Here is a 17,567-nt window from a genome sequence, read left to right as displayed (position 1 = left end):
CTGCGATTTCTCGTCAATCGACTGCAATTAGTCGTGCGCATCCCGCGTCGATGCACTAGAACATAACTTCATGCGCGGCGGCTAGCGAAGCCCATTTCCGCTTCGTCATCGCCTCGCGCGAATCTTGCTAGAAAGTTTCCGCTCGCTGTGGCAGCATCACCCGCGACTATGACCGCGACAGCGGCACGAAACCCGCAATCGCCACGAGCCGGGTCGGCGAATGCAGCTCTGAGCGTAGTCTTGGAGGCCGCCACGAACCGCGCCCGCGCATCTCGCCCACGGCATGCCTCAACCGCGTTGTATCGCGCATGCCACCGCCCGGCAGTAATCCCGCTCATCGAATGTGACTACTGGAGCCCGCATGACCCAGCCAGCCCTATCGCTTAGCAACTCGCCTTCCGAACTGCGTCGCGCCTTCGCCGCCGACGTGTACGCCGGTCTCACCCACACGCCGCAGAAAGAGCTGCCGTCGAAGTATCTGTACGACGAGGTCGGCTCGGCACTTTTTGAAGTGATTACCGTATTGCCCGAATACGGCGTCACGCGCGCCGAAGAACGGCTGCTCACGAAGCACGCGGCCGATATCGTCGAGCATTTGCCGCATGACGTGACGGTCGCCGAACTCGGCAGCGGCAGCGGTCGCAAAACGCGGCGCATTCTCGAGGCGCTGTGTAAAAAACGCCCTACTTCCTACTGCCCGATTGAAATTTCGCGCAGTGCGTTGCAGTTGTGCCGGCGCGAACTCGGCGACATCGAACGGATTTCGATCGTCGGTTATGAGCGCGACTATCTGGCCGGCCTCGCTGAAGTCAGCCGCCACCGTGCGAGCGGCGACCGGTTGCTGGTGCTGTTTCTCGGCAGCACGATCGGCAACTTCGGCAGACTCGCGGCGACGCGTTTTCTGCGTGACATCCGCAACATGCTCGCACCCGGCGACGCGCTGCTGCTCGGCACCGATCTGATCAAACCGACGCCGGTGCTGGTCGCCGCCTACGACGACGCGATCGGCGTGACCGCGTCGTTCAATCTGAACCTGCTCGCGCGCATCAATCGCGAACTCGACGGCGACTTTCCGCTCGATGGGTTCGAGCACGTGGCGCGCTTCAATCCGGATGCGCGCAGCATCGAGATGCATCTGCGCGCGAAGCGCGATATGACGGCGCACGTGCGCGCCGCGCAGCTGACGGTGTCGCTGAAGGAAGGCGAGACGATCTGGACCGAAAGCAGCCATAAGTATCGCGCGGACGAATTACCCGCGATCGCGAATGACGCCGGCTTCGTATGCAGCCATCAATGGATCGAGGATGAGTGGGGATTTGCGGAGAGTTTGCTGGTGGCGCGCTAAGCGCTGAGAACGCGGCAAACGGCGGCACATACGCTGCAAACCAAAAAAGCGGCGCACCCTCCTCCGGACGGCGCGCCGCTTTTTCGACTCGCGCAGCTTCCGCTCAATGCTGCTCGAACCGCTCGTAACGTTTTTCCGTCGCGCGCTCCTCGCCGCTCACCTCGGTCACGCGCGCCGCCGGCGGTCCGTGACGCAGCCACGACAGCATCCGGTCGATTTGATTGGCCGATCCCTGCAACATCGCCTCGACCGAACCGTCGTCCACATTCGCAACCCATCCCTTGATGCCGAGCGCGTGCGCCTGGCGCACCGTCGCGTGACGAAAGCCGACGCCCTGCACCGTGCCGCGCACCCGCGCGTAATACGTTTCGATCCGCTCATCCAGATCCGGGGCCATGCCCTACCTCCTTTGAATGCCTGACAGTCTTTCAAGCGGGCATTCTAGTCGTGTCGCGTCGAGCATGCTCGACGACGCCCATCTCGCGCGCGCGGCACGTACAATCCGTCGACCGTCACGCAAGAAATGGAAACAGAATGACCGAACAAAGGGGCGATCTCGTGCTCGTGACCGGCGCGTCCGGCTTCGTCGGCTCGTCGGTGGCGCGCATCGCGCAGAGCAAGGGCTTTCGCGTGCGCGTGCTGGTGCGCGCGACGAGTCCGCGCAAGAACGTCGAATCGCTCGATGCGGAAATCGTCGTCGGCGACATGCGCGACGAAGCGTCGATGCGCAACGCGCTGCGCGGCGTGCGCTATTTGCTGCACGTGGCCGCCGATTATCGGCTGTGGGCGCCCGACCCTGGCGAGATCGAGCGCGCGAATCTGGAAGGCACCGAGGCGACGATGCGCGCGGCGCTGAAGGAAGGCGTCGAGCGCATCGTGTACACGAGCAGCGTCGCGACGTTGAAGGTGACGAGTTCCGGCCAGTCCGCCGACGAAACTTCGCCGCTTCGCGCCGATCAGGCGATCGGCGTCTACAAGCGCAGCAAGGTGCTCGCCGAGCGCGCGGTCGAGCGCATGATCGCCGAGGACGGTCTGCCCGCGGTGATCGTCAATCCATCGACGCCGATCGGCCCGCGCGACGTGAAGCCGACGCCGACCGGGCGCATCATCGTCGAGGCGGCGCTCGGCAGGATTCCCGCATTCGTCGATACGGGGCTGAACCTCGTGCACGTCGACGACGTGGCCACCGGCCATTTCCTCGCGCTCGAACGCGGCAAGATCGGCGAGCGTTATATTCTCGGCGGCGAAAACCTCCCACTGCAGCAGATGCTCGCCGATATCGCCGCGTTGACCGGTCGCAAGGCGCCGACGCTGAGCCTGCCGCGTTGGCCTCTGTATCCGCTCGCGATGGGCGCGGAAGCGGTCGCCAAATTCACCAAACGCGAACCGTTCGTCACCGTCGACGGGCTGAAGATGTCGAAGAACAAGATGTATTTCAGTTCGGCGAAAGCGCAACGCGAGCTGGGGTATCGTGCGCGGCCGTATCGCGAGGGTGTCGCCGATGCGCTCGAATGGTTCCGGCAGGCGGGGTATCTGAAGGGCTGAGCGGCAGCCGTAAGCATTTTGTTACAAGTCCCGCGCCGGCGGTGGGTCCAAGCCCGCGCGCAGCAGGTAAAATCGCGGGTCCTACCTGAGATACCTCGCATGAATCTTCACGAACAGCTCGGCGCACTGGAAATGGGCGTCGATCAGCTCATTCAGGCTGTCGTGGCCACGCAGGCCGAGAACACTCCCGAGACAAGCGCTGACGCGGCGGTATCGCCCGCGACGGCGGAGCACGCCGCGCATGACGCAGCGGCCGACGCGGCAGCGGAACCCACCGCGCTCACCGAAGCGAACGCCGAAGCGAACGCCGAGCCTGCCGCCCAGCCATTCCAGCCGACGCTCGAGATCAACCGCCCCGCGCGCGACGAAATCACGATGACGATCGGCAACCAGACCGTCGCGCTGCGCCCGGCTCAGATCAGCCGGCTGGTCGAAGAGCTGTCGAACGCGCGTGCGTCGATGACGCCGGAGCAGCCACAAGGCATCCCGCCGGGCTGGCAATTCGTCTCGACGAAGAATCCGATGATGGCCGTGCAGAAGCAGTCGAACGGCGACCGCCTGCTCGTGATGCGCCACACCGGCCACGGCTGGGTGCCGTTCACGTTCTCGCCGGACATCGTGATCCAGATGTACATGATGCTGACCAACGCGTGAAGAAAGACGGGTGATGTAAAAAAAGCGGCCGAGCCGCTTTTTTTACGCCTGCTTCCGAGGGTTGCATCGGCCATCGCCGACTTTCAGCGCTCCTGCATCGGTGCCTGCACGCGCGCCTTCCACTGCCCACCTTTGCCACGCCAGTAACGCACCGCCGATGCGAACGTCGCGCCCACATAGAACAACGCCACGAGCGGCAGAAACGGCGCCCACAGCGGCGAGCGCCGGTAGTAGACGAGCATCGGCGCGTACGCGCAGCACATCGCCGCCCACGCAATCCAGGCCGGCCAGCCGAGCGGCCCGAGGATCAACGCCGCGACCGGCGGCAGCAGATAGATGATCGCCATGCCGAGCAGCGTGCCCGCGAGCAGCAGCGGCGAGTAGCGCAGCTGCGTGAACGCGGTACGCGCGATCATGTTCCAGATGTCGCGCCAACTATCGTAAGGACGCAGCGACACGCTCTTTGCCGCCACATCGAGCCGGATCGGATGGCCCCCTGTGCCGCGATGCTTGATGCGGGCGGCGAGACTGCAATCGTCGATCAACTCGGCGCGGATCGACTCGATGCCGCCCGCTTCCTCGAGCGCCGCCCGGCGCACCAGCATGCACCCGCCCGCCGCGGCCGCCGTGCGGTTACGCGGATTATTCACCCACGCGAACGGATACAGCTTCGCGAAGAAGAACACGAAGGCCGGAATCAGCGCCTTTTCCCAGAACGAATCGCAGCGCAGTCTGACCATCAGCGAGACGAGGTCGCGCTTTTCGACCTCCGCGCGAGCGACGAGCTGCGTCAGCGCCTCGCGAGGGTGGCCGATGTCGGCATCGGTCAGCAACAGGAACTCGGCGGGCAAATCGAGCGTGCGCACCGCCTCGATGCCCTGCGACTGCGCCCACACTTTGCCGGACCAGCCGGGCGGCAAGGGCTTCGCGCTCAGTACGGTGAGGCGCTCCGGGCTTTGCAGCTGTAACGCGGCGGCACGCGCGGCTTCGGCGGTGCCGTCGGTGCTGTGATCGTCGACTACGATCACGTGCAACGCGCCCCGATAGTCCTGCCTGAGCAGCGATGTGACCGCCTCGGCGATCACATCGACTTCATTGCGCGCCGGCACGACGGCTGCTACGGCCGGCCATGCGTCGCGAGCAGCGATGTCGAGCGGCGCGGCGGGACTCGCACGCCAGAAACCGCCGCGTGCAAACACCAGCACGCACCAGATCAGCAGGGAAACACATGTAAGAACGAACAGGACCGCCACCATTGAGCATTACCCTCTATTGAGCGCGCCGCCGCCACGCACCGGTCGAACACATCGAGCACCGCGCGCTCGCGGAACACATCGTAGTCCGCCAGACGGGCAGGCGGCCGGGCGGCGTTGCAGGCGCTTTCGTCGGCGATATCGGCCGCAGTGTGCATCGTCTGATAGATAATACCGACAGGCGCGCGCAGCAAGGATCGGTAGTTTAAGGGTTCCGCCGAGGCGATGCAGTGTGGGGCGTGGCCGGTGCATTGGCCAGGCATTTTTGCGCCGGCGCCTTACATCGTCGTAATGGTCGCAGCCGCGGTCCTTTGCAAGGCCCGGCGGCTGCGGCAAGCGCCCAACACATGGGCCGCGCCAAAAAGCAAAGTGGCCCCGATAGCGTTAGAATGCGCGTTTGGTTTTGCTGTACCGGCCCGTCGCCGGGCTCAAGACGTCAACTAATCAAGATGAGCGCGGCGATAAAGTCAGTTCCACGACTTGTTCGAAACCCGCGTTAGTCGGAGTTCGCCAACTTATGCGAGTCATCCTTGCTCAGCCCCGCGGCTTTTGTGCGGGCGTTGTCCGCGCAATCGAAATCGTCGATCGTGCGTTACGGCAACACGGCGCGCCCGTGTATGTCCGCCACGAGATTGTCCACAACCGTCACGTGGTCGACAATCTGCGCCAGAAGGGCGCGCGTTTCGTCGAGGAACTCGATGAAGTGCCGCAGGGTGCCGTCGCCATATTCAGCGCGCATGGTGTTGCGCAAACCGTCGAACGTGATGCCGAAGCGCGCGGCCTCGACGTGCTCGACGCGACCTGCCCGCTCGTGACCAAGGTGCACGTGCAGGGTCGCCAGTACGTGGCCGCCGGCCGCACGTTGATCCTGATCGGCCACGCCGGCCATCCCGAAGTAGAAGGCACGATCGGCCAGATTCCCGGCAAGGTGCTGCTCGTGCAGAGCGAGGCCGAAGTCGCGAAGCTCGAGTTGCAAGTCGATACGCCGCTGGCCTACGTGACGCAAACCACGCTGTCGGTCGACGACACGCGCGGCATCATCGACGCGCTGATGCGCCGCTTCACCGACATCGTCGGTCCCGACACGCGCGACATCTGCTATGCAACGCAGAACCGCCAGGCTGCGGTGCGCGCATTGAGCAAAGAGGTCGACGTGCTGCTGGTAGTCGGCGCGACCAACAGCTCGAACTCCAACCGGCTGCGCGAAATCGGCAGCGAAAGCGGCGTGGCGAGCTACCTCGTCGCCGACGGCTCCGAAGTGAAGCCGGAATGGTTTGCCAACGTGCGGACGGTCGGCATCACGGCCGGCGCGTCCGCACCGGAAGAAATGGTCGAAAACGTGATCGATGCGCTGCGCGCATTGGGGCCCGTCGATGTCACGACGATGGCGGGCCATGAAGAGAAAGTCGAATTCAAGTTGCCATCGAAACTGATGCAACCACTCGCTGCACGTGAAGTTTAAGGAGGACGCCTTGTCTATTCCGCTGCTACAGAAGGTCCGCGTCGGCGCATACATCATGCGCCAGCATCTCTCCGGCAACAAACGCTATCCGCTCGCCCTGATGCTGGAGCCGCTGTTCCGCTGCAATCTCGCCTGCAATGGCTGCGGCAAGATCGACTATCCCGATCCGATCCTGAACCAGCGCTTGTCGCTGGAAGAATGCCTGCAGGCCGTCGACGAATGCGGCGCGCCGGTCGTGTCGATCGCGGGTGGCGAGCCGCTGTTGCACAAGGAAATGCCGGAGATCGTCAAGGGCATCATGGCGCGCAAGAAGTTCGTGTACCTGTGCACGAATGCGCTGCTGATGGAAAAGAAGATGGACGACTACGAGCCGAATCCGTACTTCGTCTGGTCCGTTCACCTCGACGGCGACAAGGAATCGCACGATCACTCGGTGTCGCAGGAAGGCGTGTATGAGAAGGCCGTCGCTGCGATTCGCGAAGCGAAGCGCCGCGGCTTCCGCGTGAACATCAACTGCACGCTGTTCAACGACGCGCAGCCGGAACGCGTGGCGAAGTTCTTCGACACGCTGGGCCCGATGGGCGTCGACGGTATCACGGTGTCGCCGGGTTATGCGTATGAGCGCGCGCCGGATCAGCAGCACTTCCTGAATCGCGACAAGACCAAGCAATTGTTCCGCGAGATCTTCAAGCGCGGCAACAACGGCAAGAACTGGTCGTTCAGCCAGTCGGCCATGTTCCTCGACTTCCTCGCGGGCAACCAGACCTACGAATGCACGCCGTGGGGCAATCCCGCGCGTACCGTGTTCGGCTGGCAAAAGCCGTGCTATCTGGTCGGCGAAGGCTACGTGAAGACCTTCAAGGAACTGATGGAGACCACGGACTGGGACAAGTACGGCACCGGCAACTACGAGAAGTGCGCGGACTGCATGGTCCACTGCGGATTCGAAGCGACGGCCGTGATGGACACGGTCGCGCATCCGCTGAAGGCATTGAAGGTCAGCATGCGCGGTCCGAAGACGACGGGTGCGTTCGCGCAGGACATCCCGCTCGACAAGCAGCGTCCGGCCGAGTACGTGTTCTCGCGTCACGTCGAGATCAAGCTCGAAGAAATCACGCGCGCCGGCAAGGGCAAGAAGGTGGAGACCGCGTCGGCGGCGCACTGAAGCTTCGACAGGATGGCGGCCGCGCGCCGCCTCTGTATCGCGCCTGGTGGTTAGCGCAAGCAGCATGAAAAAAAGCGCGGTGGCCTTAATTGGCCACCGCGCTTTTCTTTACCGATTAAAACTTCTGTCGATCTGCTTACGCGCCGCGCGCATTGTGCGCGGTCAGGAATTTGATCAGCCCGTCGATGCCGCCTTTGGCGATCTGGTCGGCGAACTGCGTCTGATACACCTGGATCAGCCACGCGCCCATCATGTTGATGTCGTAGATCTTCCAGCCAGAAGGCCCTTTGGTGAGCCGGTAGTCGATCGCATCGTCGCCGCCGTGGCTGAGCACGTGCGATTGCACGACGACGTCGGTGGCGCCACCTGGCACAGTCACCGGCGCAAACTGGAACTTCACGTCCTGATCGCGCAGTTGCGACAGGGATGCGGCGTAGGTGCGCGTGAGCAGCAGCGTAAACTGCTCGTACAGCTGCTTCTGTTGCTCCGGCGTCGCGGTCGACCACGGCTTGCCGACCGCGATACGCGTGGTGCGCTGGAAGTCGGTGGCGGGCAGAAAGTGGGTCTGGACGACCTCGGTGATCTTCGCCATGTCGCCGCCGCGCGCCTGCGGGTCGGCCTTCATTGCAGTTACAGTGCCTTGGACCGCGCTTTTTACCACCGCGTCGGGTGCGCTCTGCGCGAACGCCGCCGTGGATACCACGGCCGCAGCCACAAAAGCAGTCAGATATCGTTTCATACGCTTGTCATGACTCGAAAAGAAGTAGCGCCGGCGGGCAGCAGCCTCGCGGCTAAAGAGGGGTAGACCAGTATAGCGGGGATTGTGTTCCCATCCCGGCCAAGCCGTCGGGAGCCGTACTTGCTACCGAAGTCGGGCTTGCTTGCCCGGGCTCTGTATACTTATGCACCTTCGTCAAAAACAACACCCGTGATAAGGCTGCGTCCGCCTACATGCTGAAGTCATCTATCGTCCGTCTCGTCGCGTACTCGGTGCGTCATCCGCTGAGGATCATCGCGCTGTCGATCGTGCTCGCTGTCCTGAGCGGCATATACGTCGCGCATAACTTCAAGATCAACACGGACATCAGCCGTCTCGTCGAGACCAACAAGCAATGGTCAGCACTCTCGAACGCGCTCGACGCCGCCTTCCCCGACCGCGGCAGCACCGTGCTGGTGGTGGTCGAGGCGCGCGCGCCCGAATTCGCCGACGCCGCCGCCAACGCGCTGACCGCCGCGCTCAGAGCCGATCCCAAGGAGTTCACGTCGGTCTCGCAGCCCGCCGGCGGTCCCTTCTTCGAACACAACGGCCTGCTGTTTCCGTCCACCGACGAGGTGATGGCCACCACCTCGCAACTGGTGCAGTCGCGCCCGCTCGTCAATACACTTGCGCACGATCCGAGCCTGACCGGTCTTGCCGGTACGCTGACCACGACGCTTCTGCTGCCGCTGCAACTCGGCCAGGTCAAGCTCGCCGACATGAGCCGGCTGCTTTCACAAAGCGCGAACACGCTCGATCGCGTGCTGGCCGGCCAGCCCGCCGCGTTCTCGTGGCGCGCGCTGGTCGATAAAAGCGCGGCGACCAATCCGGCGCGCTCGTTCGTCGTCGTACAGCCGGTCGTCAACTACGACGCGCTGGAGCCGGGCGCGAGCGCGTCCAGGGCGATTCGCGCGACCGCGATCTCGCTGCATCTCGAATCGCGCTACGGCGCGACGGTCCGCCTGACCGGGGAGCAGCCGCTCGCCGACGAGGAGTTCGCATCGGTGCAGGACGGCGCGATACTGAATGGCATCGGCACCTTCATCGTCGTGCTGATCATTCTATGGCTCGCGCTGCGCTCGGGCCGCATGATCGCGGCGGTGTTCATCACGCTGTTCGTCGGCCTCGCGATCACGGCCGCGCTCGGCCTGATGATGGTCGGCGCGCTCAACATGATTTCGGTCGCGTTCATGGTGCTGTTCGTCGGGCTCGGCGTCGACTTCGGCGTGCAGTTCGGCGTCAAGTATCGCGAGGAGCGCAACCGCGACGACCGGCTATCGGCCGCGCTGATGCACACCGCGCACAGCATCGGCGTGCCGCTCACGCTCGCGGCCGTCGCAGTCGCGCTGAGCTTCTTCTCGTTTCTGCCGACCGCGTATCGCGGCGTCTCCGAGCTGGGTCAGATCGCGGGCGTCGGCATGTTCGTCGCATACTTCACGAACATGACGCTGCTGCCGGCGCTGCTGAAGCTGTTCAATCCGCCGGGCGAAGTCGCCTCGCCCGGTTTCAAGCAGCTCGCGCCCGTCGATGACTTCCTCGACCGTCATCGCAAGCCGGTGCTGATCGGCACGCTATTGGTCGTGATCGGCGCGTCGCCGCTGCTCGCGCACCTGCGTTTCGACTTCAACCCGCTGCATCTGAAGGATCCGCATACGGAGTCGATGGCGACGTTGCTGTCGCTGAGGGATTCGCCCGAAGCCGCGGTCAACAACGTGCAGGCGCTGGCGCCATCGCTTGCCGAAGCCGACGCGATCGCCGCGCGACTGCGCAAGCTGCCGGAAGTCGGCCGCGTCACGACGCTGAGCACGTTCGTGCCGGCGGACCAGCAGCAGAAGATGATGCTGATCGCGAGCGCCGCGCAGCAACTGCTGCCGGCGCTGCAACAGCAGCCCGCGCCGCGCGCCACCGACGACCTGCGCGTCGCCGCCTTGAAGCGCGCGGCGAATCAGTTGTCGCTCGCCGCCGAGGACCATCCCGGACCGGGCGCGGCGGATGCGCAGCACCTGTCCGCGACCTTGCAAAAGCTCGCCGCCGCCGACGCCGCCACGCGCGAGCGCGCCGAAGTAGCGATGTCCGACACGCTGCGCATCGCGTTGAAGCAACTGGAGAACCTGCTGCAGCCGACCGAAATCACCCAGCAGAACCTGCCGCCAGGCATCACCGCCATGTGGATCGGCAAGGGCGGTCGCGCGCTCGTCGACGTCGCGCCGAAGCTGTCCCCCGGCGTCGATCCGAACGACGACCAGATGCTCGCCCGTTTCGCGCACGCGGTTAAGAAGGCGGAACCGGGCGCGATCGGCGGACCGATCTCGATCCTGCATTCGGCCGACACGATCATCAAGGCGTTCCTGCAGGCGGCCGTCTACGCGCTGCTATCGATCGCCGTGCTGCTATGGATCGCGCTGCGCCGTGTCGGTGACGTGCTGCGTACGCTGGTGCCGCTGCTGGTCTCCGCGCTCGTCACGCTCGAGCTGTGCGTGGTGTTCGGCATGCCGCTGAACTTCGCGAACATCATCGCGCTGCCGCTGATGCTCGGGGTCGGCGTCGCGTTCAAAATCTACTTCGTGATGGCATGGCGCCACGGCCAGACCGGTCTGTTGCAATCGAGTCTCACGCATGCGGTGCTGTTCAGCGCTGCGACAACGGCCACCGCGTTTGGTAGCCTGTGGCTGTCGCACCATCCGGGCACGTCCAGCATGGGGAAGCTGCTGGCGCTTTCGTTGTTATGCACGCTGATCGGCGCGGTGGTCTTCCAGCCGGTGCTGATGGGCAAGCCGCGTCAACGTCGCGGAAAGCAAAAAGGAATATAAGCATGAAGCTGCGTAACACCGCGCTGGCGATCACCGCCGCGGGTCTCATTTCCGGCTGCGCGACCGCCCCCGACCGCAAGCCAGGCGATCCGTTCGAGCCGGTGAACAGGGTGATCTTCAATTTCAACGACGGCGTCGATCGTTATATCGCCGTGCCGGTCGCGAAGGGCTACCAGAAAGTGACGCCGCAGCCGCTGCGCACGGCCGTCAGCAATTTCTTCTCGAACCTCGGCGACCTCACCAACGCCGCCAACGCGCTGCTGCAATTGAAGATCACCGATGCGACCGAAGACATCATGCGCTTCGCGTTCAACTCGGTGTTCGGGATTGGCGGGTTGCTCGACTGGGCGACGCCGGCCGGTCTGCCCAAGCATCATCAGGACTTCGGTCTGACGCTCGGGCATTGGGGCATCCCGTCGGGTCCGTATCTGGTGCTGCCGCTGTTCGGGCCGAGCACGGTGCGTGACAGCATGGGGCTCGTCGTCGATGTGAAGTTCAATCCGCTGAATTATGTCGAGCCCGCGACTCGCAATCCGCTGTATGTGCTGCAGTTCGTGAGCACGCGTTCCGATCTGCTCGGCGCGACCAGCCTTCTGGAGCAAGCCGCGCTCGACAAGTACTCGTTCGTCCGCGATGCCTACACGCAGCAGCGTCTCGCGCGTCTGCGCGGCACGAGCAATGCCAATCCGCCGCTGCCGAATTACGACGATCACGGCGATACCGGCCCGGCTGCCGCGCCCGCGGCCGGCGCGCCCGCGGGGGGCCTGCCGAACTATTCTGATCCGGGCAATGTCGGGCCGAATGGGGCCTCGGGGGCGGGCGGCGCGACCCAGGGTGCGCCGGGCGCGCTGCCGAATTACAACGATCCGGGTGAGTCTGCACCAGCGCCCGACGGAGCTTCCGGCAACGGGACCAACCCGCCTGGCGGCGGGGATCTGCCAAACTACACCGATCCGGGCGATACCGGCGGAAGGGCCGTGCCAGCCGAGCCGGCATCGGCCCCGCAATAGCGGTTGCGGTGGCCGCGGAACCGGCCGCCGCGCCGGCTATGCGATAGCGTTTCGATCTGGCGCTCGTACAGCCGAACTGTCGCCCGACAAAACCGGCGAGCTAAACGCATTCACTAATCCATCGGGTCGTACCGGTGGAATCCCTGATAACCGGTTGTGTCTTCTACCTTGGTTATCCGCCAGTGTCCGTTCTCCATTGCAACGAACACGACGAGATTCTGTTTTTCCGTCGACCCGAACGTCACTGGTATTACCGCCGTTCCGCCAAGCGCGATCGCCGGATGCAAAGTCATCGTTCTGAGCCATGTTTGCGGATCGAGGTCTTGCACTCGCGTGAAGTAGTCGGCTCCGCCCGGCAAGCGTTTATGGCGATAGTCGTCCCGCAGATTATCGACCGTCGGTTTTGCCACATAGTCGTAAATGTGCCTATCTGTCAGTTGATAAACGCTGCCTTCCTGCTGTAAATACCAGGTGTAAAACGCCTTCACAGCGGCTTCTGGTGTTTCCGGAGTCGCTGCGGTGGTTACACCCGGCCCGAGCGCCAATGCAAGAGCCAGTGAGGCAAACACGCGTAAAAGAAATTTATTGATGTCATTCGTGACGGTAGATTTTGTATGCAGGTTTGATGGTCCGATAGGCCTGCCCCGGATAAAAGCCGTGGGTTTGTCGAAAGTCCGATACCATATCTGACCGTCAAACATCGCCATGTGGCCTATGGTTGACCCGTAATAGGCTGAATAACTACCACATCGCCGCGCTGCGGAGTGCCGTGCACCTCGCGAAACCCCGCGACAACGAGCGATGAGCCGTAATCTTTCGCGTACGCCGTATGCGCAAGCCGCAGTCCACCCGCTTCAATCGCCCGCCTGGTGTACTCCGCGCATCGACTCTGGCTGGATGACCTCCCGTCGGATTGCGAGGACTTTCCAAGCAATTTTTAAGAAATCGCTGATCGGTTCGGACTCAGGCGGCATCTAAAGTTGGTCTTCCCCAACTACGCGGTAGGCAGACAATTTATGAATTCCGTTAGCTGTCGCAACGTCGGTAAGGCATTTACAGCTAACAGGAACGCGCTGGCCCTTCCCTCGCCCGGCAGCCTGTTTGGCAGTCGGCAGACAGCGCCGTCCAAATCACGGCCAAGCTTAACGCCTGACATCACACGGTTCGAATGCAACGGTCACTGAGCTGATTGTCCATCGAGCTGAATCGATATGAATTGGATCATCGATAAGGCGGCGGTTCTGCTCGCCGCTATGGCCTGTGCAGCGATTGCATGGGCGCTCATTCACTACACCGGCCAGCGGTTTCCGCTCCTGTTACTCGTCCTGGCATTTGCGGGGCTTTACGCAGACAACCAGCGGCTGCGCAACCGCCTCAGGGACTTGGGTGAGGACCCACGTCGCCGCTCCAACGGCGGTCCACGCACACGCTAGCGACTTCCCTAATCGCCATCACCTGTCGTGCAGCTGCCAACGCCCTAAATCCGCAGCGCACCGCCCTTGCCTAGCGCCCGTCGCAGCTCGACCAGCGTGGCCCGCGCGGCGCGCGCATCGGCGGCCAGGCGCAGCAGCGCGCCCAGTTGCGACGGTTGCCGCAGCAGTTCGCGCAGAATCGGCCCCAGCGCCGTAGTGCCGTCGTCGCGCAAGCCCGCCGTCGCGGCGGGCGGCAGCGTACGCCAGGCCGGATCGACGACCGCGCGACACACGGCGAACGGCACACCGTGCGCAGCAGCGCTCGCGCCGGCGATATGCGATTCCATGTCTACCGCGAGCGCGCCGGTCGATTCGTGCAGCGCGCGTTTGTCTTCAGCGGTGATCAACGGCGCGGCGACCGCCGCCATTGCGCCGCGGCGCAGGCGTCCCGCGAGCCGTTCAGCGGTCACGGCGGCGACGATCCGCTCCGTCCACTGCCGATCCGTATCGATACGTCCAAACGGCCCATACACCGCATCCGCGACGATCAGCGCGCCCGGCTCCAGATCCGGCGCGAGCCCACCCGCGGTGCCGAAACTGACGATCCCCGCCGCGCCGCGAGCGACCGCCGCGTTCAGCGCGCGCTCGAGCAGATCGGCGCGCGCGGCATACACGACCTCGACGCGCTCGCTGTCGTCGCCGCGCGCAATGCGCGCTTCGAACGCCATGCCCGTCACGACGATCACCGGCAACCTGCTATCGCTCGTCCCGACGGACGGCCTCATCGACACGGACATCCGTCACATCCCGACCGTGACGCGCGTGAGCCCCTTGCGCTTCAGATGACGGAAGCGCGCGAGCGCCCACAGCGGGAAGAACTTGCGATAGCCGTGGTAGCGCAGATAAAACACGCGCGGAAAGCCGGTGGCGGTAAAGCGCGTTTCGTCCCACAGCCCATGCTCGCGCTGCTCGCGCTGCAGATAGTCGATCCCGCGCGCCACCGCCTCGTGATCGATCTCGCCCGCCGCCATCAGCCCGAGCAGCGCCCACGCGGTTTGCGACGCGGTGCTCGGCGCGCGCTCGTAGCCGCGATAGTCGAGCTTGTAGCTCTCGCCGCCCTCGCCCCAGCCGCCGTCCTCGTTCTGGATCGACACGAGCCATTGCACCGCGCGCCGCATGCGCGGGTCGTCGTGCGGCATGCCGGCGGCGTTCAGCGAGCACAGCGCGGTCCACGTGCCATAGATGTAGTTCAGGCCCCAGCGGCCGTACCAGCTGCCGTCCGACTCCTGCTCCTGCAGCATGTAGTCAAACGCGCGCCGCGCCGGCTCGCTGCTTTGCGGCAGCTCGCCGATCTGCGCGAGCATCGACAGACAGCGGCCCGACACATCCGCGGTCGGCGGATCGAGCAGCGCGCCGTGATCTGAGAACGGTATGTTGTTCAGGTAGTACTGTGTGTTTTCCGGTTCGAACGCGCCCCAGCCGCCGTCGCTGCTCTGCATGCCGACCACCCATTCGCGCGCGCGGGCGATCGCTTCGTGATCGACATCCGACTGCGTAAGCGCCGCCGAGCGATGCATCGCCATCGCGACCACCGCCGTATCGTCGACGTCGGGGTAATGCGCGTTGTTGTACTGGAACGCCCAGCCGCCGGGCCGCACGTGCGCGCGGCGCGAAATCCAGTCGCCGCGCACATCGAGAATCTGTAGCGGACGCAGCCATGCGAGCCCACGTTCGGCCGCCTGTTCGGCGCGCGCCTCGCCGGTTTCGAGCAGCGCGTGCGCGGCGAGCGAGGTATCCCACACCGGCGACAGACACGGCTGGCAATAGGCTTCGTCGTCCTTGATGACGAGCAGCTTGTCGAGCGACTTGCGCGCGATCGCGCGATGCGGATGATCGGCCGGATAGCCGAGCACGTCGTACATCATCACCGAGTTGGCCATCGCCGGGAAAATCGCGCCGAGGCCGTCCTCGCCGTTCAGCCGTTCGTCGACGAACGCGACCGCCGCGCGGATCGCGCGCTCGCGGGTCGCCTTCGGCAACAGGCCGTCGACCGCGCGCAGCACCGTATCGACACAACGGAAAAAGCCGAACCAGCCCGCGTGCTGATGCGGTGCGCGCTCGTTCATGCCGGTGTTCACCGGCGCGCCGCGGAACAGTTCGTCGATGCGCACCTTACGCGGATTGCGCGCGAGCGGCCGCTTCGCGTTGAGCACGAGCAGCGGCACGATCACGGTACGCGCCCAATACGACACCTTCGACAGATGGAACGGGAACCACATCGGCAGCAGCATGATCTCGACCGGCATCATCGGCACCGCGCGCCACGACACGACGCCAAACAGGGCGAGCAGGATCCGGGTGAACACGTTTGCGTGTTCGGCGCCGCCGTGCGCGAGGATCGCGTCGCGCGCGCGCACCATGTGCTCGGCGTCGACCGGGTCGCCGATCATCTTCAGCGCGAAGTACGCCTTCACGCTCGCGCTGACGTCGAGCGCGCCGTCGGTAAATAGCGGCCAGCCGCCGTTCGGCAACTGGATGCGGCGCAGATACCGCGCGATCTTCTGTTCCAGTTCGATATTCGGCGTTTCGCCGAGATAGTGGACCAGCAGCACGTATTCGGCCGGAATCGTCGCGTCGGCTTCGAGTTCGTAGACCCAATGGCCGTCGGGCTGTTGCGCGGCGAGGATCGCATCGGTTGCGCGCGTGATCGACGCGTCGAGTGTGCTCGCGCCGTCGCCTTGCACCGGCGCCGGCGTTGCGGTTGCCAATGCGTCCGCGACGGCGGGCGCGTTGGCAACCACGGCAGCCTCGGCCGGGTTCAGCGCCGCATCGGCGGCTTCGGGCAGCACCGCGTCGAGCGGCTGGGGTTGAGATAAGTCGTTCATCGGCGTTCCATCGGTTGATTCAGAAACGTATCCGCGGCCTTCTGGCCGGAGCGGATCGCGCCTTCGAGCATCGCGGGCAGACCGGTGGCCGTCCAGTCGCCCGCGAGCAGCAAATTGTTCCAGCGCGTGCGCGTGCCCGCCCGCAATGTCTCCTGCGCGGGCAGTGCGGCAAACATCGCGCGCGGTTCCATCATGACCTGCCACCGCGGCAGCGGCGCGAGCGGCAGATTCACGGCCCGCGCGACCTCGGCCCAGACGGTCGCCGCGAGCGCGTCGTGCGGCGTGTCGACGAGCCGCTCGGCGCCGTTGAGCGTCACCGACAGGCGCTCGTCGAACGCGAACAGCCATTCGGCCGTCCCGTTCAGCAACGCGGTGCTCTGCGGCAGGCCGAACGGCGGCTCGACCGCGAAATGCACGTTGAGCGCGGCCGCGAAGCGCGTCGGCGCGCGCAGACCCGGCACGAGCGCCGTCGCGGCGTCGGGCGGCAACGCGAGAATCACCGCCTCGTTCGCGCCGAGCGCGATACTGTCGTCGGCGAAATGCAACGCCTGCACGCGCGCCGGGTCCGCCGCGAACGTGATGTCGCGCAGACGCGAACCGAGCCGGATCGTCGCGCCGCCATGTTGCAGCAGCCGCAGCGCCGGATCGACGAACGCGCTGCCCAGACCGTTACGCGCGACGAGCGGCCGGCACGCGAGCCCGCCCGCGAGCAGCGTTTCGCGCACGAGCGCGCCGGTCAGCTCGGCCGACGCGTCTCCCGGCTCCAGATTCAGCAGCACATGCAGCAGCGGGCGCAGCAGCCGGTCCCACAGCGGTCCCTGGCAGCGCATCGTCTGCGCGACGCTGCGGCCCGGCTTCGCGAACAGCAGCGGCACGAGCGACAGGTAATCGGTCGGGCCCGTGTTCGGCACGCGCGCGTGCGCATCGAAAATCCACCACGGCAAGCGCCCCGGCGACAGACGCACGGTCCAGCGCGCAAGCGTGGCCAGATCGACGAACGGATACTCGGACTGCGTGGGACCGACCAGTTCGTCGGCGGCGCCGATCGCGCGCGTGTAGTTCAGCGTCGCGGCATTGGCCGACAGCACGATGTGATTGCCGCTGTCGAGCGTCGCACCGAGCTTCGCGTCGTAGTACGAGCGGCAGCGACCGCCCGCGTGATCCTGCGCTTCGTGCAGCACGACCCGCGCGCCGCGCCGCTGCAACTGCACAGCGGCTGCGAGGCCGGCCACGCCTGCGCCGACCACGTGGACGAGCTTCGGCATCAGT

Annotated in this window: 15 protein-coding genes; 7 read left to right on the top strand and 8 right to left on the bottom strand. The window is 64.9% G+C overall.

Features of this window, described 5'->3' with window-relative positions:
- The first annotated feature begins 361 nt into the window (after nt 1-361).
- A complete protein-coding gene (gene egtD, locus BJG93_RS16870; protein WP_027195465.1) occupies nt 362-1,345 on the top strand; it encodes an L-histidine N(alpha)-methyltransferase in 984 nt (327 codons plus the stop codon).
- Between the two features lie 103 nt (nt 1,346-1,448).
- Here egtD and BJG93_RS16865 read toward each other — a convergent pair whose 3' ends face one another.
- Nucleotides 1,449-1,742 carry an acylphosphatase gene (locus BJG93_RS16865; RefSeq protein WP_027195464.1) on the bottom strand — a complete coding sequence of 98 codons (294 nt, stop codon included), beginning with the start codon at nt 1,740-1,742 and terminating at the stop codon, nt 1,449-1,451.
- A 137-nt stretch (nt 1,743-1,879) separates the two neighbouring features.
- Between BJG93_RS16865 and hpnA the strand changes: the two genes are divergently transcribed.
- Both hpnA and BJG93_RS16855 read left to right on the top strand, forming a co-directional pair.
- Nucleotides 1,880-2,890: a hopanoid-associated sugar epimerase gene (gene hpnA / locus BJG93_RS16860; protein ID WP_027195463.1), complete on the top strand. Its 1,011-nt coding sequence runs from the start codon at nt 1,880-1,882 to the stop codon at nt 2,888-2,890.
- Between the two features lie 99 nt (nt 2,891-2,989).
- Nucleotides 2,990-3,544 carry a hypothetical protein gene (locus tag BJG93_RS16855; protein ID WP_027195462.1) on the top strand — a complete coding sequence of 185 codons (555 nt, stop codon included), beginning with the start codon at nt 2,990-2,992 and terminating at the stop codon, nt 3,542-3,544.
- Between the two features lie 83 nt (nt 3,545-3,627).
- On the opposite strand, the gene BJG93_RS16850 is transcribed toward BJG93_RS16855, so the two are convergent.
- Both BJG93_RS16850 and BJG93_RS16845 read right to left on the bottom strand, forming a co-directional pair.
- Nucleotides 3,628-4,800, bottom strand: a complete 1,173-nt coding sequence (locus BJG93_RS16850) for a glycosyltransferase (protein ID WP_027195461.1) — start codon at nt 4,798-4,800, stop codon at nt 3,628-3,630.
- Entirely contained in the window at nt 4,758-5,060 is a 303-nt protein-coding gene (locus BJG93_RS16845; RefSeq protein WP_154671738.1) for a hypothetical protein, read from the bottom strand. The genes BJG93_RS16850 and BJG93_RS16845 overlap by 43 nt, the downstream gene beginning before the upstream one ends.
- Before the next feature lie 254 nt (nt 5,061-5,314).
- Between BJG93_RS16845 and ispH the strand changes: the two genes are divergently transcribed.
- Together ispH and hpnH are read left to right on the top strand one after the other, a co-directional pair.
- The gene (ispH, locus tag BJG93_RS16840) at nt 5,315-6,259 is read left to right on the top strand and encodes a 4-hydroxy-3-methylbut-2-enyl diphosphate reductase (RefSeq protein WP_027195460.1); all 945 of its coding nucleotides are present in this window, start codon (nt 5,315-5,317) and stop codon (nt 6,257-6,259) included.
- A 10-nt stretch (nt 6,260-6,269) separates the two neighbouring features.
- A complete protein-coding gene (hpnH, locus tag BJG93_RS16835; RefSeq protein ID WP_027195459.1) occupies nt 6,270-7,424 on the top strand; it encodes an adenosyl-hopene transferase HpnH in 1,155 nt (384 codons plus the stop codon).
- A gap of 136 nt (nt 7,425-7,560) precedes the next feature.
- Here the strand turns inward: hpnH and BJG93_RS16830 are convergent, their stop codons facing one another.
- Nucleotides 7,561-8,163, bottom strand: a complete 603-nt coding sequence (locus tag BJG93_RS16830) for an MlaC/ttg2D family ABC transporter substrate-binding protein (RefSeq protein ID WP_027195458.1) — start codon at nt 8,161-8,163, stop codon at nt 7,561-7,563.
- A gap of 212 nt (nt 8,164-8,375) precedes the next feature.
- On the opposite strand from BJG93_RS16830, the gene hpnN reads away from it, so the two are divergent.
- Together hpnN and BJG93_RS16820 are read left to right on the top strand one after the other, a co-directional pair.
- Nucleotides 8,376-10,991, top strand: a complete 2,616-nt coding sequence (gene hpnN, locus BJG93_RS16825) for a hopanoid transporter HpnN (protein ID WP_027195457.1) — start codon at nt 8,376-8,378, stop codon at nt 10,989-10,991.
- A 2-nt stretch (nt 10,992-10,993) separates the two neighbouring features.
- Entirely contained in the window at nt 10,994-12,001 is a 1,008-nt protein-coding gene (locus BJG93_RS16820) for an MlaA family lipoprotein (protein WP_027195456.1), read from the top strand.
- Nucleotides 12,002-12,114: 113 nt separating this feature from the next.
- Here the strand turns inward: BJG93_RS16820 and BJG93_RS16815 are convergent, their stop codons facing one another.
- The 4 genes from BJG93_RS16815 to hpnE all read right to left on the bottom strand — a co-directional run bounded on the left by BJG93_RS16815 (nt 12,115) and on the right by hpnE (nt 17,563).
- Nucleotides 12,115-12,708 carry a DUF3828 domain-containing protein gene (locus BJG93_RS16815; RefSeq protein WP_322786939.1) on the bottom strand — a complete coding sequence of 198 codons (594 nt, stop codon included), beginning with the start codon at nt 12,706-12,708 and terminating at the stop codon, nt 12,115-12,117.
- A gap of 770 nt (nt 12,709-13,478) precedes the next feature.
- Nucleotides 13,479-14,210, bottom strand: coding sequence for a phosphorylase (locus BJG93_RS16805; RefSeq protein ID WP_027195453.1), 732 nt, complete (start codon nt 14,208-14,210; stop codon nt 13,479-13,481).
- A 3-nt stretch (nt 14,211-14,213) separates the two neighbouring features.
- Nucleotides 14,214-16,298 carry a squalene--hopene cyclase gene (gene shc / locus BJG93_RS16800; protein ID WP_027195452.1) on the bottom strand — a complete coding sequence of 695 codons (2,085 nt, stop codon included), beginning with the start codon at nt 16,296-16,298 and terminating at the stop codon, nt 14,214-14,216.
- Nucleotides 16,295-17,563 carry a hydroxysqualene dehydroxylase HpnE gene (hpnE, locus tag BJG93_RS16795; protein ID WP_027195451.1) on the bottom strand — a complete coding sequence of 423 codons (1,269 nt, stop codon included), beginning with the start codon at nt 17,561-17,563 and terminating at the stop codon, nt 16,295-16,297. The genes shc and hpnE overlap by 4 nt, the downstream gene beginning before the upstream one ends.
- Nucleotides 17,564-17,567: the final 4 nt, after the last annotated feature.

The sequence above is a fragment of the Paraburkholderia sprentiae WSM5005 genome, assembly GCF_001865575.2.
GTDB classification, from domain to species: domain Bacteria; phylum Pseudomonadota; class Gammaproteobacteria; order Burkholderiales; family Burkholderiaceae; genus Paraburkholderia; species Paraburkholderia sprentiae.
Note: the sequence above shows the minus strand (reverse complement) of the source record. Positions and strands in the feature narration are given on the sequence as shown.

Excerpts from the sequence above, each read along its gene's own strand:
- egtD (WP_027195465.1), top strand. The coding sequence starts at position 362 with ATGACCCAGCCAGCCCTATCGCTTAGCAACTCGCCTTCCGAACTGCGT.
- BJG93_RS16865 (WP_027195464.1), bottom strand. The coding sequence starts at position 1,742 with ATGGCCCCGGATCTGGATGAGCGGATCGAAACGTATTACGCGCGGGTG.
- hpnA (WP_027195463.1), top strand. The coding sequence starts at position 1,880 with ATGACCGAACAAAGGGGCGATCTCGTGCTCGTGACCGGCGCGTCCGGC.
- BJG93_RS16855 (WP_027195462.1), top strand. The coding sequence starts at position 2,990 with ATGAATCTTCACGAACAGCTCGGCGCACTGGAAATGGGCGTCGATCAG.
- BJG93_RS16850 (WP_027195461.1), bottom strand. The coding sequence starts at position 4,800 with ATGGTGGCGGTCCTGTTCGTTCTTACATGTGTTTCCCTGCTGATCTGG.
- BJG93_RS16845 (WP_154671738.1), bottom strand. The coding sequence starts at position 5,060 with ATGCCTGGCCAATGCACCGGCCACGCCCCACACTGCATCGCCTCGGCG.
- ispH (WP_027195460.1), top strand. The coding sequence starts at position 5,315 with ATGCGAGTCATCCTTGCTCAGCCCCGCGGCTTTTGTGCGGGCGTTGTC.
- BJG93_RS16830 (WP_027195458.1), bottom strand. The coding sequence starts at position 8,163 with ATGAAACGATATCTGACTGCTTTTGTGGCTGCGGCCGTGGTATCCACG.
- hpnN (WP_027195457.1), top strand. The coding sequence starts at position 8,376 with ATGCTGAAGTCATCTATCGTCCGTCTCGTCGCGTACTCGGTGCGTCAT.
- BJG93_RS16820 (WP_027195456.1), top strand. The coding sequence starts at position 10,994 with ATGAAGCTGCGTAACACCGCGCTGGCGATCACCGCCGCGGGTCTCATT.
- BJG93_RS16815 (WP_322786939.1), bottom strand. The coding sequence starts at position 12,708 with ATGGCGATGTTTGACGGTCAGATATGGTATCGGACTTTCGACAAACCC.
- BJG93_RS16805 (WP_027195453.1), bottom strand. The coding sequence starts at position 14,210 with ATGTCCGTGTCGATGAGGCCGTCCGTCGGGACGAGCGATAGCAGGTTG.
- shc (WP_027195452.1), bottom strand. The coding sequence starts at position 16,298 with ATGAACGACTTATCTCAACCCCAGCCGCTCGACGCGGTGCTGCCCGAA.
- hpnE (WP_027195451.1), bottom strand. The coding sequence starts at position 17,563 with ATGCCGAAGCTCGTCCACGTGGTCGGCGCAGGCGTGGCCGGCCTCGCA.